Origin of the sequence: Mesorhizobium sangaii (assembly GCF_014207355.1) — a bacterium.
Classification (GTDB): Bacteria; Pseudomonadota; Alphaproteobacteria; order Rhizobiales; family Rhizobiaceae; genus Mesorhizobium; species Mesorhizobium sangaii.
Genome location: NZ_JACHEF010000003.1, coordinates 874671 through 890684, shown reverse-complemented (window position 1 = coordinate 890684; position 16014 = coordinate 874671). Strand labels below are relative to the sequence as shown.

The window sequence follows — 16014 nt, the reverse complement described above, 5'->3', positions numbered from 1 at the left end:
GGGTGCGGGGTGTCGGGAATTGCCGCGACTACGACTTGCCGCATGGCCATCCGCGATGTCCGCTTCTGAGCGAAGACAAATTTGCGTTAATGGCCGACATGAGGCGCAAAGCTGCCGTTCCTTCCGTGCGCGAAACTTACGGATCCGGGTCAAAAGGCGATCTTTGCCGGGGGGCGATCCATGCTGATGGTGTGCCCAATTAAACGAGCGATAAAGGGCCGAAATGGATTTTGCGACCCCATTGTCATACCGGAGCGTGGGTTAGAGCGGCCTCAAATCAATGAGGCGTCGAGACAGCTACTCAGCAACAGCATGAAGAAGCAGGCGGCGATCATCACGGCGAAGAGAGACACTCAACCCCCGAGCATTCGAGGACCGAGAGCATCGATGCAGTACTGCCATGTCCGCAATGCCCCAGCGAACGGACGTGGGGCGGATATTTCAGAAACGACGCGTATGACCCATCTCGGAAGTCGGGCCGGATAGACTCTAGGCCAGGGTACCAATACAATCCCAATTGCCCGGCTTTCTGAAAGTATTCAACCCACATGGCCGAGACTCGAACCCAACGCCGCCTTGCTGCAATTTTGGCAGCCGATGTTGTTGGTTATTCCCGCCTGATGGAACGCGATGAGGCTGGCACACTAGCCGCATTGAAATCACGTCGGCAGGCCGTGTTGTCTCCATTGGTCGTCCAGCACAATGGTCGCGTAGTCAAACTTATGGGCGACGGTGTGCTTGTCGAGTTCGCCAGTGCAGTTGATGCGGTACAATGCGCGGTTGAACTACAAAAGGGATTCACTGCTGCTAACGAAGGCATTCCCGAAGCCTCGCACATCGTCCTGCGTATCGGCATCAATCTGGGCGACGTGATCGTCGAGGGCAGTGATCTCTATGGCGACGGTGTCAACGTGGCCGCCCGGCTGGAGGGACTGGCTGAGCCCGGCGGCATCTACGTCTCCGCCACCGTGCACGATCATGTCACAGGCAAGCTGGCGTTGGCGTTCGACGATCTGGGCGAGCACACACTCAAGAACATCGCGAAGCCAGTGCGGGTTTATCGCGCCGGAACAGGCGGGACCGGCAGACGTGCGGCGCAACCGGCGACTGCACTTTCGGAGAAGCCATCGATTGCGGTCCTGCCCTTTGCGAATATGAGCGGCGATCCCGAGCAGGAGTACTTTTCCGACGGTATCACCGAGGACATTATCACCGACCTTTCGAAAGCGTCCGGACTCTCCGTCGTCGCGCGCAATACCGTCTTTACCTTCAAGGGCAAGGCGGTATTGATCGAGGAGGTGGCGAAGAAGCTGAATGTCGCCTACGTCCTGGAAGGAAGTGTACGCAAGGCTGGAGGGCGAGTGCGTATCACGGCTCAGCTAATCAATGGTCGTGGCGGTGACCATATCTGGGCCGAGCGGTATGACCGGACGCTGGACGATATCTTTGCCCTTCAGGACGAGATATCCAAAAGCATTGTCGACGTGCTCAAAGTGAAGCTGTTGCCCGAAGAACTGGCGACAATTACAAACCGCTCGACCGACAACCCAGAGGCTTACGAGACGCTGTTGATGGGCAGGTCGTTCCTCAATAGGGGAGTCGAGACCAAGTTTATCAAGACAGCGCAGCGACTGTTTGCCAGAGCTGTTGAAATTGACCCAAATTATGCGCGCGCTTATGCCGCTTTGGCTGATTGCGAGTGGCTTCTGTTGACCTGCAACGATCCCGATGCCAGCTTCGAGGCGGTTCTTTCCAACAGTACACGGGCGCTGGAACTTGAGCCAGGTCTCGCCGATGCCCACGCATCACGTGGCGGGGCCTTTTTCGTAAATGGCCGGTATGCCGAGGCGGAAGTGGAGTTCGAGCGAGCTTTAGAGTTAGACGCCAGTTCTTCCGATACCTATTTCTCTTACGGCCGGAATTGTTTCATTCAAGGTCAATACGAGAAAGCTGCCGCGCTGTACCAGCGTGCCGTATCGTTGTCACCCGATGACTATCGGGTCTGGACCAATCTAAATATGGTCTATGTTTCACTTGGCCGCAGCGACGACGCCAAGGAAGCTGCAAGGCAAGGTGTGCTGGGAGTGGAAAAGGAAGTCAAAGCGCATCCCGACAATGCCACCGCGCTATGTTACGGCGCCTCAATGCTGGCGGAAATTGGCGAGATTGAACGCGCGCTGTCGTGGGTCTCCCGTGCTGAAATGTTCGCCGGAGACAACATTGCGGTTCAGTACAACATAGGCTGTTTTTATGCGAGGCTGGGCAAGGCGGAACAGGCTATCGATTGCCTGGAACGTCAGCTAACTGCATCACATGCCTACCTCATTTTGCGCATGCCTTGGATGCGTCAGGATAGCGACCTCGACTCGCTCCGCGCTCATCCCCGTTATGTCGCGCTCGTCAATCGGATGGAGGCCCAAATAGCCGCGACTGGGGCTCGAATATCAGCAGGCCACGAGGAGAGTGAAGCAATAACCCTGAATATGAAGCCCGGAAAATGAGCTGATTGAGCGCAGGTCCGTTCCTGGCCCTGCTGCAACATGATAAGGGGCGCAGAATAGGGCTGCTGAGGGCCAGGGAGCCGACGTCGAACCGGGTCAGTTTTGCCCGGATACCAGCTGTGGGCGTTGGCATGGCTGGCCGAAACAAGACATACCCAGGCTAAATACCGCAGAAACCGACCCATGGTTTTGCCCCTCATGCTCAGCCTATAGCATATTAGTGGGAACTATGTTTGGCTGAGGTCGCATAGCTCGGCGCAGAGGTCCGACCAAAACCCGCCGCAATCACGGTATCCGCAACCCGGTGGGTCACCCATGTTGACATTGTGGCTAATTAAACGGCGCGCCGCCATCGCGGCGAAAGCGGCCCGATAGGCACAAAGCAGCTTCGCCCCTAAGGTAGATCCGGAATGAGCGCAATTGGGGCCGTTTGCGGACCGGCTGCTTCAGGCGGCAAATCTTCAGGGCCGGACATTACGGTCGCCGTGAGCATTGTCGTGACCTGACCCGATGCTGCCGTTCAGTCTCACGATCAGGAAGTCCTAGAATGTGAGAAAAGGCGACATGGGATCGCGACGGAAAACTGAAATATCGGAACGTCGCTTCACTCGAGCCCGATCCACACAAAGCCGTCCTGCTTTCGGCAGGGGTATACGATCAGTTTTGCGCGGTTTTTCGAAATGTCACCGGCGAATTCATAGCCCGGCGCAGTACCATCCTGCTGCAGCTGCGCCCACCCCCTGATTTCGCCGGTGGACAGGTCGAAACAACTCTGATGCCAGCGGCAGACCAGGCCAAGATCTGCGGTGATCGTGCTCTCCGTGTGTGGGAGCTTCAGCTTTTCGGCCTCAGTGGAACTTCGGCGTTCGTAGAGCGGCAGATGAAGATGCGGGCAAGCATTGTTGAAGGCGCAATAGTTGTCGGATCCGCGAACGACGACGATATCGTAATCTTCAAAATCGAGAATCCGACGTTCGTAGGGCCGAAGCTCGTCTTCGGCAAAAGCGCGAACCCACCTCCTGCCGCCGTGACGGATGGTTTCGCGAAGCCCCTTGGAATTCAGTTCGGCGTCAATTTCGGGCTTCAGCCTGACTATTTCAAACAGGCTTGTGCGCTCGGCGGTACCGCGAAGGCGTACCCTGACGAAGTCGCCGATTTCCACCTTGTCGGCGATCTGATCGCGGAGGGCCTCGGATATTAGCAATCGCGTACCGGCATCTTTATTGGCGGCCTCGACCCGGCTGGCCAGATTTACAACGTCGCCGATGGCCGTCAGACGTTCGTGTCCGGCGAAACCCAATGTGCCGATGACGGCTTCGCCATAGTTGAGGCCGATACGAATATCGAAATCGATGCCATACATCGAGGCAAAGAAAGGCTTCAGACGATCGACCGTGGCGAGGGTCTGAAGTGCGGCGTTCACGGCGCGGAGCGGGGCGTCTGGCTGGTCGTCGATACCGAATATTGCCATGAGCCCATCGCCGATCAGTTTGTCAATGAAACCGCCATTCTGCTCGATGACGTCCCCGACTTGGGCGAAGTAACGATTGAGCAGATACATCACGTCGTAGGGGGAAAGCCGCTCCGACAGCGCGGTGAAATCGACAATATCACTGAAGAAGACCGCAACATGCCTTGCTTCGCCGCAACGCGTCGCGGCAGAAGTGCCCAGCTGGCTAGTGATCATCATGTCGGTTTCGTCTAGCACCAGGCGTCGGACGCGAAGCTCGCCTTCCGGCCTGAGCTGACAGGCCAGCCGAACCTCATCGGCCAATCTCAACCGGTTCGCCATCAGGGTTTCGTCCGGATTCCGGTCCGGGCAAGCCTCAATGCCGTCGAGAACCCAAACGCGGCATGTCGAGCATTTCGCCCTGCCGCCGCATGCATGGGCGAACGGCACGCCCGATCTGAGAGCCGCCTCGAGCAAGGTCTCATCCGCGGCCACGTCGAAATCCACTCTGTCGGGTAAAGCGGTTACTTTGGTCATATCACCGAACACAGGTCCGTCGCGTTAACTGGCTTGTCAGTGTAGCACCAATCGGCTCAGGCAATAGAATCGTGCAAAATTCGAGTACCAACGAAGCCGAAATGGTTTCGTTGCGGGGACCGGACCACAAGACCGCTTGCATCGGCAGCGAGCGCTTGCCGAGCGGACAACGAGGGTTCATCACGGCGCGGATCGTGGTGGTGACGCTGCAGAGCAGAAACCGGCTTCGTCGAGATGCGACAACCAGGCAGCAACGATGTACGCCAACTATCAGCGCGCGAAGCAGACCATCTCGCTCTAATCGTCGAACTTTCGTCAATGGCGCAACCGCGACCTCCAGCGGGGTCGCCGGCAATGTCTGCTTTTCAGGCGGTGGCAAAGCCGACCTCAACGACCGACATAGGGCGCAAAGCAGCCACGGCACCTACGACGAATAAATTGCCGGCGGGCGCTTGTCCTGCGGCCTCTAACGACTGACGGCGAGCAGCCTGTCCGCCGCCCCAGCAAAAGCGCGCAGTGTCGCCTGCTCCTGTGCTACTGCCTTTTCGTAGAGCCTGTTATATGTCCGCCAATGCATTCCTCGAGGCTTGTCCGCAAGTCGTAGCGGGACGCTTGCGGTTCCTCCAAGGCGTTGCCGCAATTTCCGTGCCTTAGAGAGACATCGAAAGCGAGGATCTTCGCTCTGGGAGCGATAACTGAGATCCAAACACACACGGCAGCGAAAGCCGTTACCGTCGTAAAGAACTGCGCATCTACGATTGCAGGACGGGCAAATGAACCAGCGCCGCTCACCGCCGAAATGTTGTTCCGTGGAATCAAGCGCGATGACCTCGTGCACGTGCCGCCACTCCTGGGCCGGTCCTCGACGATGATAGGTCAACTCCAGGCTGCCTTCCTCCACGAAAATCCCGATCGAACCGGAAGGACGGCCGCCGACATTCCAGGTCAACTCCCCTCCGCTTCTACGGCCAGCAGCTGGCAGAGACCGCTGATGGACGGTTGTGCATTCCGGCTTTGACGGGTAGCGAGCCCGGCCGGGCAAGCACCGCCCTGATATCGATCGACCCCAAGACTGGAATGGCGGATGTCGCGAAGCTCTGTGGCTATCGGAACCATTGTTGGATCAGTCCCAAAGGTAGCCTTGCTCTTACCCCCGAGTTCACCTGCCTCCCGGTTAGAAGCGAACCGACAGGGCTGCTGAGCGCGCTCGGCTTCGGTTCCCGTAAGCGTTACTATGGCCTGCCGATGCAGCTTTGGAACGCGCAACGCGACGGCAGGTGACGACGATTGAGATTGCCCGTGTCCAGAAAACCATACGCGCGGTTGTCCAAGGGTCTCGCTAAAGGTAATCTACGCCGGCATGGATGACTATATCAGCAAGATTGTTCAGCTTCGCCCATTAATGACCCAAGCTCGAGTCGACGAGACATTTCCGCGCGAGAAGTGGTCCGAACACAGTCGTGGCGGAAAGTTCGGCGTGCAGTTCGGCTTCGGGCAAAGCGCGAACAACGATCCCAGCGGAATCGCCAGCGACCACATCGTGGAAAAGATCGACTTCAGATCCCCCTTTCCGGGTTCTATCAGCCTCTACGGCTTCGTAATCGGGATGGCTCGATCGGACGCCGACAGCGAGATCGCCAGACTCGGGCTTGCCACGATGGAGATCACCCATCCCGATGTCAGGTATCTCAGCGGCAACACGGATGACGGGTTTGAAATCATGTTGATGTTCAGGAAAGACTCGCTCGAGCAACTGACCATCTGCCAACCCGGTCATTCGAGGATCATGGACGCCCGGCAGGCGTTCTGGAAGGAGCGGTCGGAGAAGGAACAAAAGCGACGCGAACTCGCCAGCGCCTGGAAATATATAAGCGCCGACGACGACGCCATGCTCCTGACCTGGGCGAAACATTGCCAGCCATGGGACGACTACTCGCCAAGCGAATTCGTGCGCTATGCAAACTGGCTGCGCCAAGCCGATCCCGATCAACGCCATGTAGCGGCGCTGAACTGGAATTGGGATTACGGCCTGGCGCCGCTGCTCTGGATCACCCGGCGCGGAGACTGCGATCTGGCGACGGCCTTGCACGTCTTCTTTGGCACTAGCCCGGAGTTTTATCTGCAGTTCGAAGGCGACCGGTCTCGCGTTGCGGAGAAACAATCAGATTTGACGACATTCGACATGATGATGGACATCAAAGCTCGGATGGAACGCGGCTTCTATCAGCGCTCGGCGATCCAGTTCGACTTGTCACGGAACCTCGAGATCATCAGCCGGTACAAGCCAACACTCGGCCAGCTGGCCGCGGTCCTTCCGGCCAACCTTCCGACAAGCGGTGCCGGACGCCGCATCGCGCACGAAAACCGGTTCGGAGGCTTAGACATCCCAGCGTTCGGGATCAACTGATCAGCGTCGACGCGTCTCCCGGTGCGACTCTCGGCCTTGGACGACCGATCGTAAGTGGCCCCGAGCAGTTTGACTGAGCCCAAAGAGTTTTCCGTTCGAGGCAGCGGGGGTGCACTAGCTGCAACGCGAATGCCCCGCCGGCAAAACGGACAACTTGCATGTCCGGAACTGGCGCTACCGCGACCTCCAGCTTGGTCGCCGGATTGTCTGCTTTCATGCGGCTTCAGAGCTCACCTTAACGGCCGACATGAGGCGCAAAGCAGCCACGGTACCTCTGCCACCACGACGCGTAGGCCGAAGGTCCGACACCTTGAACCGGTTACTCTACTCGTCCATCAGGTTACGACCAATGAATCCGACAAGGGAGATTGGACCCGCTGGTCTTGGCGGATCCCAGGCCGACCCGACTTCATCTGCCAACCGCCGCATAGACTCTGCCCACCCTGTCAACTTGGCTGTCCATTCGGGCGTCATGCGCCGGTCAATTGCCCATCCCTCGAAAACGTCGGCCAAGTGGATCATATGACGATACCCGAGCTCCTCTCGTAGGTCCTCCGACCAGCGTACCTCGGAAGCTTCTTCAAAAATCCGGCGATGCTTGGCCTCTTCCATTCTATTCACTGCGAGAAGGTTGTTTGCAGCCCGGCGAAGCTCTATTCTTTTCTCCGAGCTCAGTCCTTCAGCCGAATCAGCGCGGCCCTCGAGCGTTCGAGCCAGTGCAATCCTTTGCTGCGGAGTCAGACGGGGCATCGTTTAACTTTCGCGCGATTCGGGCGCCAAAACCACTTCTACAAATCGAGGATTGCCGGTGTCGCTCGATTGAACTCTTGCTAGAGAAACCGCTCCAACGGCGCTAGTCCCAGAAGTACAACTATGCCTCGAGCGAGCACGAATCATTTGGGAAGTGTGAAGCAATATCCCTCACAGGTAATTTTGCCCAAGTCTGATTCTGGGACGCGCACCGGACGGAAAACGTGGACAACAGCGGGCTTATGGTCCGCGTCAACGTACACTCTCCACCCGTTTGCATAACCCTTCTGGGACCCATGACTATTGGCGCAATCAAAGTCGACGGTTGTTTTTTCACAACTGCCCCCGAAGCAGATAGTGGCGTGGGGTGGCGGCCCATCAGCTGACGCGGACTGATCGCGCTGGCCTGCCGTCCCCGCAGACACATGTCTCATCGAGGGCGCGGTACCGCGGTGGGGAGCATCGGCCTTTACGGGGCGAATTCCCTGGTCGGTGCGCGTTCAAGGGCACTTCCTCGCCAACTGCCCTGTCAATTCGCTTCCAACCGTGACCCCCTTTTCGCGTCCAATCGCGACCCCTCTGGGTGCCCAGGTTTGGGCTTATCCGGGTAGTGCATAGGAGGGACCCGCGCCCGAAGCGCAGCGCCCTCGGCGTTGCGCGGAGCGGAGGGCGTGGGAGGTTCCTGTGCACCCACGCGGGTAAGCCCGGGAGGGGGTCCGGCGGGCCATTCGGTTAACCTGGGGAATCAAACGGCCGCCAGTTATACTGGCGGCCGTCCCTTTTTTTGGATCGTCGCCCCCAGCCCGATCACCAAGTCACGAAATGACGCTTTGGCCGGACCTTCTAGGTACGAGCAGAGATCGAGATTGGATGGTGCATAGTGAATAACCGTAGCCACCAACCGCGTCTCCGAAGTCTGCGGCTTATTCAACGACGGCGAAAAGCGACCATTCACCAGGCACCCCCTTTAACGAGTACATGCCTTGGTCAATGAACCCGATCCCCGAGCCGACAACCAGGTCTTTGACCGTATTGGACACCAGGATACTGCCCGGCGACGCATTGCTGCAGATGCGTGACGCAACATGCACCGCGAGCCCACTCAGATCGGTCTCGCGCCGCTCGCATTCACCGGTATGCAGTCCAGCGCGCATGGTGAGGCCGAGACGCGACAGTTCCTGTATGATTGCCCGCGCGCACTGGATAGCCCGGGTTGGCCCGGTGAAAGCCAAAACGAAGCCATCGCCCGTGCGGTTGACTTCCTGGCCACCGAAGTTCTTCAGCTCTCGTCGCACGACACCGTCATGCGCTTGCAGAGTCTCCTTCCATTTGAGGTCTCCGATTGCCGCGAGCTTTTCGGTTGATCCAACAATATCGGTCACGAGCACGGTCAGGAGGACCCGCTCGGAGGGCGGACTATTTCGGGTTCCAGTCAGGAACTCCTGCACTTCACCTACCAGTCGTTCCTGGTCACCCCACCACGGTAAGTGATCGTCGCCGGGAAGCACGACCAACTTGGCGCCTGGAATATGATCGGCAAGATATTGGGCTTCGGGGACAGAATGCCAGCGGTCTCCGCTGCGATGCAGCACTAGAGTAGGCACCTGAACACTCGGCAAAACACCGCGTATATCGACTTCAAAACTCAGATCGTTGAGCGCTCGAACTGCACCCGGACTTGCGGAATAGCGAAGATAGGCGCCGAACCATGAGCGCGCCGCCTCATCCTTTGCCATGCTCGGCGCAGCCTGGTCGAGCTCAAAAGGCTCACCCCAATTCTCTTCCATGAGCGTGTTCCACGCGTCACGATCCTCTAGCGTTATGCCCCACGGATAGTCAGGCGCCCAGCTTTGCCTAGCATAGCTCCCGCAGAGAATAAGCGCGGCTGTACGTTCGGGATGAGTTGCGGCGAACATTGCCGCCATGTAGCCCCCCTCGGACACGCCAAGGAGGGCTGCCCGTTCCGACCCGGCAGCATCCATGACCGCCCGGATATCATCCACTCGCTCTTCGATCGTCGCGGGCCCGACATCTCGATCGGATAGACCCATGCCCCGACGATCGAACCTGATCAAGCGCGAGAAATTGGCGAGACGCCTGAAGAACCGCGCATAGTCGGGACTTTCCCATGCATACTCCAAATGGGAGACCCAACCTTGCGCATAGACAAGATCGATTGGCCCGTCACCAAGGACCTGATAGGCGATCGATAGATTGCCGCACTTCGCGTACTGGGTGCGTGGAGCCATGGCGGTTCGAATCCCGGAAACGAAGCCAATCTCAACCGTGGACTGGAGATATGCGATCAAGCACCGTTGAGCCTGCTTCGGACGCCACAATCAGGCCACCAATGGTAGCACGTGGCCAAGTTCCTAACCTTAGCAATCTGCATGCGGTTCATGCGTGCGTGAATTGAGGACTGGAAGGGCGAAGGCAGACATGCTGCGTTGATCCGCAACGAACGAATGCTACGCGAGGGTCCCGCTCAACGACTGACGGCATTCAGCTTGAGGGCTATCTCTGAGAAAGCGCGCAGCGTCGCCTGCTCCAAAGCCACCCCCTTTTCGTAGAGCGTATTGTATGTCCGCCAGTGCATTCCCGTCGGCTTGTCTAGAAGTTGGAGCGGGGTGTTTGCGGCGGCTCCCCCAAGGCGCTGTCGCAATTTCCGGGCTCTGGAAAGACACCGATAGCGATGATCTTCGCTCTGGGAGCGATAGGCGAGGTTCAGACACAAGCGGCAGCGAAATTCCTCGCCAGCGTAGAGCACTGCGCATCGTCGATCGCAGCAAGGGCAGATAAACCAACGTCGCTCACCGCCGAAATATTGATCCGCGGAATCAAGAGCGATGACCTCGAGCACGCGCTGCCACTCTTGGGCTGGCCCTAGACGGCGATAGGTCAATTCCAAGCTGTCTTCGCGCGTGAAAATATCGATCGAACGAAAAGGTCGACCGCCGACAGTCCACTCCAAATTCCCTCGGCGCCCGGGCGACAGCAGCCCGCCCTTGCTCAAATCCGAGATGCGAAGATCCAGCAGATCCTCGCACTTGCGGCGGGCTCCTGTTCGCCAGCGATTTCCCGATCCTGCGCCGCCCATGCGAGCCTCCGATTTTCCCGAAATAGTGTGCGAACTTCATACAAATCTAAGCATGCATTTTAGGTGAAAAGCTCTGACATCCAGGCGGCAAATCGGACCAGCTCAGCTCTGCTGGAAGACCCTTGCCACCTGCATGCTCGCCTGCAAAACCTTCTCCGCACTTCGGCCCACCTAAGCAGAACATCGAAGAGCTCTTCGTCTCGGCAGAAGGGAGGCAGAGGGCTGGCAGACACTCATTCCAATTTAATCAGTCAATGCCGGCCGCCTAGCGCTCGTCGAGGATGCGCTCTCGCCATTCCTCCCAGGCAGCTTCGCGCTCGGGATCACGAGGATCGGCCCAGTAACCGGCGTTCAGCAAGTCGAGGTAGGCTGGCGACATCTCCGTGGTAACGCGCACCGATGAATGCGGCCTGGCATGGCGCCGCGGCGCCTTCCTCGGTCCGTTCGACGGTTTGCCGTGCAGGCCCATTTCGGCTCCTAACGTTCATAAGTCCCAAACTAATTCTGCGCGAAACCCCGAAGCGGTTTTAGGGGTAAGGCCGCTAGAGATGCATATACCCCCTGCCGCCTTGAGGACTTGCCTGACCACTGCCAAGCGGTCGATAGTTCCTCGCATGATCGACAAGCATGACCTACCGCTGCCACCCGGATTTGCTAAAGGCATCGAAGAGACTTCGAACGATTTGACACGGCGGAAACGACGAGAGCTGGTGGTCCTTTGCTGCGTGGTCATAGCAGTCGGTCTGCTTTGCAGTTGGCGGGCCGGCAACTTCGGACCGTTCGCCCGATCAGGAGCGGCATTGACTGCTCTCAGCATTCTGCATGCCTGGCGAGCGTCGGCTTGGGCAAAGATGATGCGTGGCGGCGTTAGCGAGGCCGTTGTGGATATTTTCACGACCGTCGAGCGGCAGCGAGTATCGGGCCCCGAAGCAGATGATGAAGCCAGAGCCACGGCGCTCAAGCGCGTATCACGGGTGGTTCCGGTGATGATTGAAGCTGGGCAATATCGGTTCTTGCGCGAGCACCTTTTGGTCAGCGCTATCGGAACGCTGATCTGGGGATTCGGCGATCTGCTTTGAGGGCAAGACGCCATCGGAACCAAAGCTGTCGGCGCCGGTTGTCTTCGTGAAGGGACCAGAGGACCGATGGAATCGGTGAAATGGTCGAAATCTTTAGCTTTGAACTGGCGAAGGCCAGACAGCGTGTAAAGCGCACCGAACGCTCCCTGGACCGAGCAAACGGGCAACTGGACGACGACTGCGGCGTTGGTCTCAGCCTTGCGCTGTGCGCCAGGATCCGGGCTGACCAGGCTCGAGTGATCGACGCACGAGAGCGCTTTCGGAAGGTCGCTCCCCCTGTCCCGCATTACTGAGGATTTGGCGCCATGATGTTGTTCGAACCACTCAACTCTGACGGGCACAAGCGCAGCGTGATTTACCATGCCGCTCGGTTGACGATGATCCACGTACGAATGCTGAAGCGCTTCGATAAGGTCGACGAAGCGGCCGACAAGGTCCAGGCAGCAGCGGAAACATTCGCCGACACTGTCCGGCCCGCCGGAAGCACTGAGACGCTCGGCATGTGATCCCGTCCCCGCGATGGCGAGGCATGCGCTCATGGCAACCACCCGGCGACCACGTGTGACAGGCTGTAGCCAACTGTGACGGAACCTACACAGCCGGGAGATGTTTCACCTGCCTGTAGCTCAAACCAGCACAGCGAGGTTGTCCCGTGATCCCGAACCCGAACTTTGACGCGATTGCAGATGCCGAGGAGCGCATCCACTGCGCCGAACTCGCACTGCAGCGCACTGAAGAGATGCTGGCCGAAAACATCGCACTCCGCCGCAAGATGCGATGTCTGGTCGATACCGCAAACCGGGAGATCAATCCCCCAGCAATAAAGGGCGTCGCGCGGCTTGAACCAGGCCGCCGTCTCATTCGCTACCTTTCTGGCCAGCGCCGCCAATACTCCCGCTCATAGGCGCTCGCCACGACGTCGAGCGTGTTCGAATGCGCCTCACGGTGAATGGCTGCATGCTCGGCCATGAATTTGCATCCGCTCGATAGCCTCGGTCGCGCTGTCGAGCCCTTGGTCGAGTCAGACCACACCACCACGGATTGATAGGCGTGGCGGCTCATGAGATCGCCCTTTCGATGTCGGGCCAATCGAGTTCGCCGCGGAGCATCTTGTCGACGCATGGGTTGAATGCGGCGTCCATCGGAAGGATGCCTTGAGCGTCAAGCCACTGCCCTGCCTCTAGCTTCGATGAGACCTTGGGTATCTTCTCTCGCGCGTGCGGGTGTGCGTGTGTAAGCACTTCCTTTTCATAAGCAGAGTTCTTCATCTGGGGTTGGAGGCCATTGGCGTCTGCATTGGCTGTGTCATTGGCAGAAGGCATGGCACTGCCATCTTTGGTTATGGCAACGCCATTGGCTGTGCCATTGCGGTTGCCATTGGCTTTGCCATCGACACCCCAGCGGCCGAGAGCGCCTTTCTTGCCGGCGGCGGACTTCTTTTCACGCTGACCCGCTGCCAATGCGCGATGGTGTTCGAGCTTCTCGTGCGTCCATCGCGGCCCGAATAGGGGTTCAATCATCGCCCGAATGGCGAGCCATCTCTCGAGCGAAAGTCGCGTGATCCTGGACAGGCGCTCGTCGTCATCGGCCACCGCACCATGCTGCCACAGCGCCATCTTCAACAGCGCATAGGCGCCATATTCTTCGGTCGACAAGTGGCTTGTCTCTGCCAGTTCGTCGCCGGGAAAGACTGGCATCCAGGGTAGCGTCGTCATGCGGCCCGAGTCCTCCGCAATGTGGTTTCGCGGATGACGACGACGGCCTGGTGAGGGGTCAAGCCGAAACGACGCTGCGATGCGGGGACGATCGGCCTCGGCGCCGTAGTTGGCGGTGTAGAATTCAATGGCCTGATCGATAATAGCCGAATGCTCATGCTCGTGCGGGGAGAGGTCGGGAGTCATGCTCGCAGCCCTCCAATCTTGAAGGGACGCTTCATCCGCTCCGCCGTTTCGATCGCATCGGCGGCGGTGAGAGGACGGGACAATGCCGCATGATGAAATCTACGGTGAATTTGTGGGTGCGTTCGTGGAGAACTATTCCCTCCTCAACTATCACCTCAGAACAGATGAGAACCTTCTGCTCGAGTTCGGCGAGGGCTATATCGAGCGCGGGGGCAGTCATGCAGCCGCCCTCCCCGCTGTCGAGCGGAGGCCGAGCTTTTCGGCAATTGGCGCTACCACCGCCAGCTTCCGCCCGCCGATCTCGACGGTTGGGATGTCACCGCGTCGGGCGGCATCGTAGGAAGCATTTCGCGCAAGCCCATAAAACAGCTTGCCCGCGTCTGGGATTGAGACTGTCGCCCTAGCAAGGGCCTCTTCGAGTGTCATCGCTCTTGAACCTTGTGCTGAGTTATCGGCGCTGGTTGTGCCGATTTGCACTCTAAGTTCACAAAACGTTCCGCGCAAGCGCTACTTGTGCTTGTTGTGCCGATTTTGTTGGTGTATTGGGTTACAGTCAGGGATAGGAAGGGACGATCTGAAATGGTCAAAAAGCCGCGCGAAAATCGGATTCCGATGATGATGTCGGACGAGGAACTGAAAGCGATCGATGACTGGAGATATAAGAATCGGATTGCGACCCGTTCCGATGCGATTCGGCGGCTGGCGCAGACGTCCCTTCGGATCGATGCTCCGATTGAGACGATTTACCGGCGAACGAAAGAACTCCACCGTGTGCTTCTGAGCCGCAAGGACATCACCATTTCGCTGGTAAAAGCAGACAATGTCGATTGGGAGAGGATCGCGAAGATAGATCTCGCTACTACCGGAGAACTCATCAAACACGTATCCGAACTGAATATGGCTGTGCATGCCATGACATCTGAGGTGATGAAGATGCGAGACGCCGGCGAGGTTCCCGCTCTGAAAGCCGAAGCTGAGAAAATCAAGGCTGATGCGGCCGAGCGCACCAAGATGTTCCGGATGATGATGAAGGCATCGGAGGCCGGAATTTCACTGGATGATGATGAGGATGATCAGCCATGAAGGGTCACATCCGCGAACGCAGCCCCGGCCATTGGGCAATCGTCCTCGATGTCGGCGAGATCGACCCGAAGACGGGCAAGAAGAAACGCAAGTGGCACAGTTTCAGCGGGACGAAGCGGGAGGCGCAAAAGGAATGCTCGCGCCTCATCACCGCGCTCGACCAAGGGTCTTACGTCGAGCCGACCAAGCAGACCGTCGCCGAGTTTCTTGATGAATGGCTGACCTTCATCAAGCCATCGGTCGCGCCGAAGACCCACGAGCGGTACGCCGAGATATGTCGCAAGGGACTCGCGCCTCTCATCGGCAACGTGATGCTGTCCAAGCTGAAGACCGACCGTATAGACGTGGCCTTCACCACGGCGTTGACGGCGCCGCGTGTCGATCACCGCATCAAGAAGGACAGCGACCAGCGCGAGCCGCTCCCGCCGCTGGCGCCCCGCACGGTCCACCACTACCGCCGCGTGCTCGTGAAGGCCTTGGGCCAAGCCGTGACCTGGGAGCGGTTGTCACGCAATCCAGCCACGGCGACAACGTCGCCCAAGGTCGAGCGACAGAAGATGCTCGCCTACGATGTCAGCCAGACAGCGACGCTGCTTGAGACCCTTCGGCCGACGAGGATGTTTATCCCGATACTGTTGGCTGTGACCTGCGGCCTGCGTCGCGGCGAGATCCTTGCCCTTCGCTGGCGCCATCTGGAACTCGGAGACAATCGCCGACAGATGTCGATCGAGGAAAGCGCGGAACAGACCGACGACGGTGTGAGATACAAGGAACCGAAATCAGGGAGGGCGCGGACCGTGGCGCTGTCTGCCAGCACTGTGGCAGAGCTGAAGGCGCACCGGGTGCGGCAAGCTGAGGAACAGCTTCGCCTTGGTCTACGACCCGACGGAAACAGCTTCGTCGTGGCCCAAGTCGACGGCCAGCCGCTGCAACCCCGCTCCCTCACGCATGAGTGGGTGCGAGTGCTCGGCAAAACCTCCCTGCCCCGCATCCGATTTCACGACCTTCGGCATACGCATGCCACGCAAATGCTTTCGGCTGGCGTTCATCCGAAGATAGCAAGCGAGCGCTTGGGCCATTCGAACATCGGGATAACGCTAGACCTATATTCGCACGTCATGCCAGGAATGCAGGCGGATGCAGCGGAGCAAGTTGACGTCGCGTTGCAGGCCGCTATAAGCAGCGAACGACAAGGCAAATAGTTGCAAA

13 protein-coding genes are annotated in these 16014 nt (G+C 58.6%); 8 read left to right on the top strand and 5 right to left on the bottom strand.

Annotation, left to right across the window (positions count from 1 at the left end; translation table 11 throughout):
* Window positions 1-548: 548 nt before the first annotated feature.
* Entirely contained in the window at window positions 549-2501 is a 1953-nt protein-coding gene (locus HNQ71_RS19415; RefSeq protein ID WP_184874268.1) for a tetratricopeptide repeat protein, read from the top strand.
* A gap of 604 nt (window positions 2502-3105) precedes the next feature.
* Here HNQ71_RS19415 and HNQ71_RS19410 read toward each other — a convergent pair.
* The gene (locus HNQ71_RS19410; RefSeq protein ID WP_184874267.1) at window positions 3106-4488 is read right to left on the bottom strand and encodes an adenylate/guanylate cyclase domain-containing protein; all 1383 of its coding nucleotides are present in this window, start codon (window positions 4486-4488) and stop codon (window positions 3106-3108) included.
* A gap of 1360 nt (window positions 4489-5848) precedes the next feature.
* Here HNQ71_RS19410 and HNQ71_RS19405 point away from each other — a divergent pair.
* The gene (locus tag HNQ71_RS19405; RefSeq protein WP_184874266.1) at window positions 5849-6895 is read left to right on the top strand and encodes a DUF4274 domain-containing protein; all 1047 of its coding nucleotides are present in this window, start codon (window positions 5849-5851) and stop codon (window positions 6893-6895) included.
* 1673 nt (window positions 6896-8568) lie between these two features.
* On the opposite strand, the gene HNQ71_RS19400 is transcribed toward HNQ71_RS19405, so the two are convergent.
* The 3 genes from HNQ71_RS19400 to HNQ71_RS34635 all read right to left on the bottom strand — a co-directional run bounded on the left by HNQ71_RS19400 (window position 8569) and on the right by HNQ71_RS34635 (window position 11211).
* Complete coding sequence (locus tag HNQ71_RS19400; RefSeq protein ID WP_246461646.1) at window positions 8569-9954, bottom strand: adenylate/guanylate cyclase domain-containing protein; 1386 nt, start codon at window positions 9952-9954, stop codon at window positions 8569-8571.
* Window positions 9955-10130: 176 nt separating this feature from the next.
* On the bottom strand, window positions 10131-10742 hold the full coding sequence (locus tag HNQ71_RS19395) for a hypothetical protein (RefSeq protein ID WP_184874265.1): 612 nt from the start codon (window positions 10740-10742) through the stop codon (window positions 10131-10133).
* Window positions 10743-11007: 265 nt separating this feature from the next.
* Window positions 11008-11211: a hypothetical protein gene (locus tag HNQ71_RS34635; RefSeq protein ID WP_210333942.1), complete on the bottom strand. Its 204-nt coding sequence runs from the start codon at window positions 11209-11211 to the stop codon at window positions 11008-11010.
* A gap of 145 nt (window positions 11212-11356) precedes the next feature.
* Between HNQ71_RS34635 and HNQ71_RS19390 the strand changes: the two genes are divergently transcribed.
* The 3 genes from HNQ71_RS19390 (at window position 11357) to HNQ71_RS19380 (ending at window position 12725) form a co-directional block, all read left to right on the top strand.
* A complete protein-coding gene (locus tag HNQ71_RS19390; protein WP_184874264.1) occupies window positions 11357-11821 on the top strand; it encodes a hypothetical protein in 465 nt (154 codons plus the stop codon).
* Window positions 11822-12126: 305 nt separating this feature from the next.
* A complete protein-coding gene (locus tag HNQ71_RS19385; protein ID WP_184874263.1) occupies window positions 12127-12327 on the top strand; it encodes a hypothetical protein in 201 nt (66 codons plus the stop codon).
* 146 nt (window positions 12328-12473) lie between these two features.
* Window positions 12474-12725: a hypothetical protein gene (locus tag HNQ71_RS19380; RefSeq protein ID WP_184874262.1), complete on the top strand. Its 252-nt coding sequence runs from the start codon at window positions 12474-12476 to the stop codon at window positions 12723-12725.
* A 154-nt stretch (window positions 12726-12879) separates the two neighbouring features.
* Here HNQ71_RS19380 and HNQ71_RS19375 read toward each other — a convergent pair whose 3' ends face one another.
* On the bottom strand, window positions 12880-13722 hold the full coding sequence (locus HNQ71_RS19375) for a YdaU family protein (RefSeq protein ID WP_184874261.1): 843 nt from the start codon (window positions 13720-13722) through the stop codon (window positions 12880-12882).
* A gap of 82 nt (window positions 13723-13804) precedes the next feature.
* Here HNQ71_RS19375 and HNQ71_RS19370 point away from each other — a divergent pair, with 82 nt between their 5' ends.
* The 3 genes from HNQ71_RS19370 to HNQ71_RS19360 all read left to right on the top strand — a co-directional run bounded on the left by HNQ71_RS19370 (window position 13805) and on the right by HNQ71_RS19360 (window position 16007).
* Window positions 13805-14062 (top strand): hypothetical protein, encoded by a 258-nt coding sequence (locus HNQ71_RS19370; protein ID WP_184874260.1) that lies wholly within the window; start codon window positions 13805-13807, stop codon window positions 14060-14062.
* A gap of 239 nt (window positions 14063-14301) precedes the next feature.
* Window positions 14302-14805, top strand: coding sequence for a hypothetical protein (locus tag HNQ71_RS19365; RefSeq protein WP_184874259.1), 504 nt, complete (start codon window positions 14302-14304; stop codon window positions 14803-14805).
* A complete protein-coding gene (locus HNQ71_RS19360; RefSeq protein ID WP_184874258.1) occupies window positions 14802-16007 on the top strand; it encodes a tyrosine-type recombinase/integrase in 1206 nt (401 codons plus the stop codon). Before HNQ71_RS19365 ends, HNQ71_RS19360 begins: the two co-directional genes overlap by 4 nt.
* Window positions 16008-16014 lie beyond the last annotated feature (7 nt).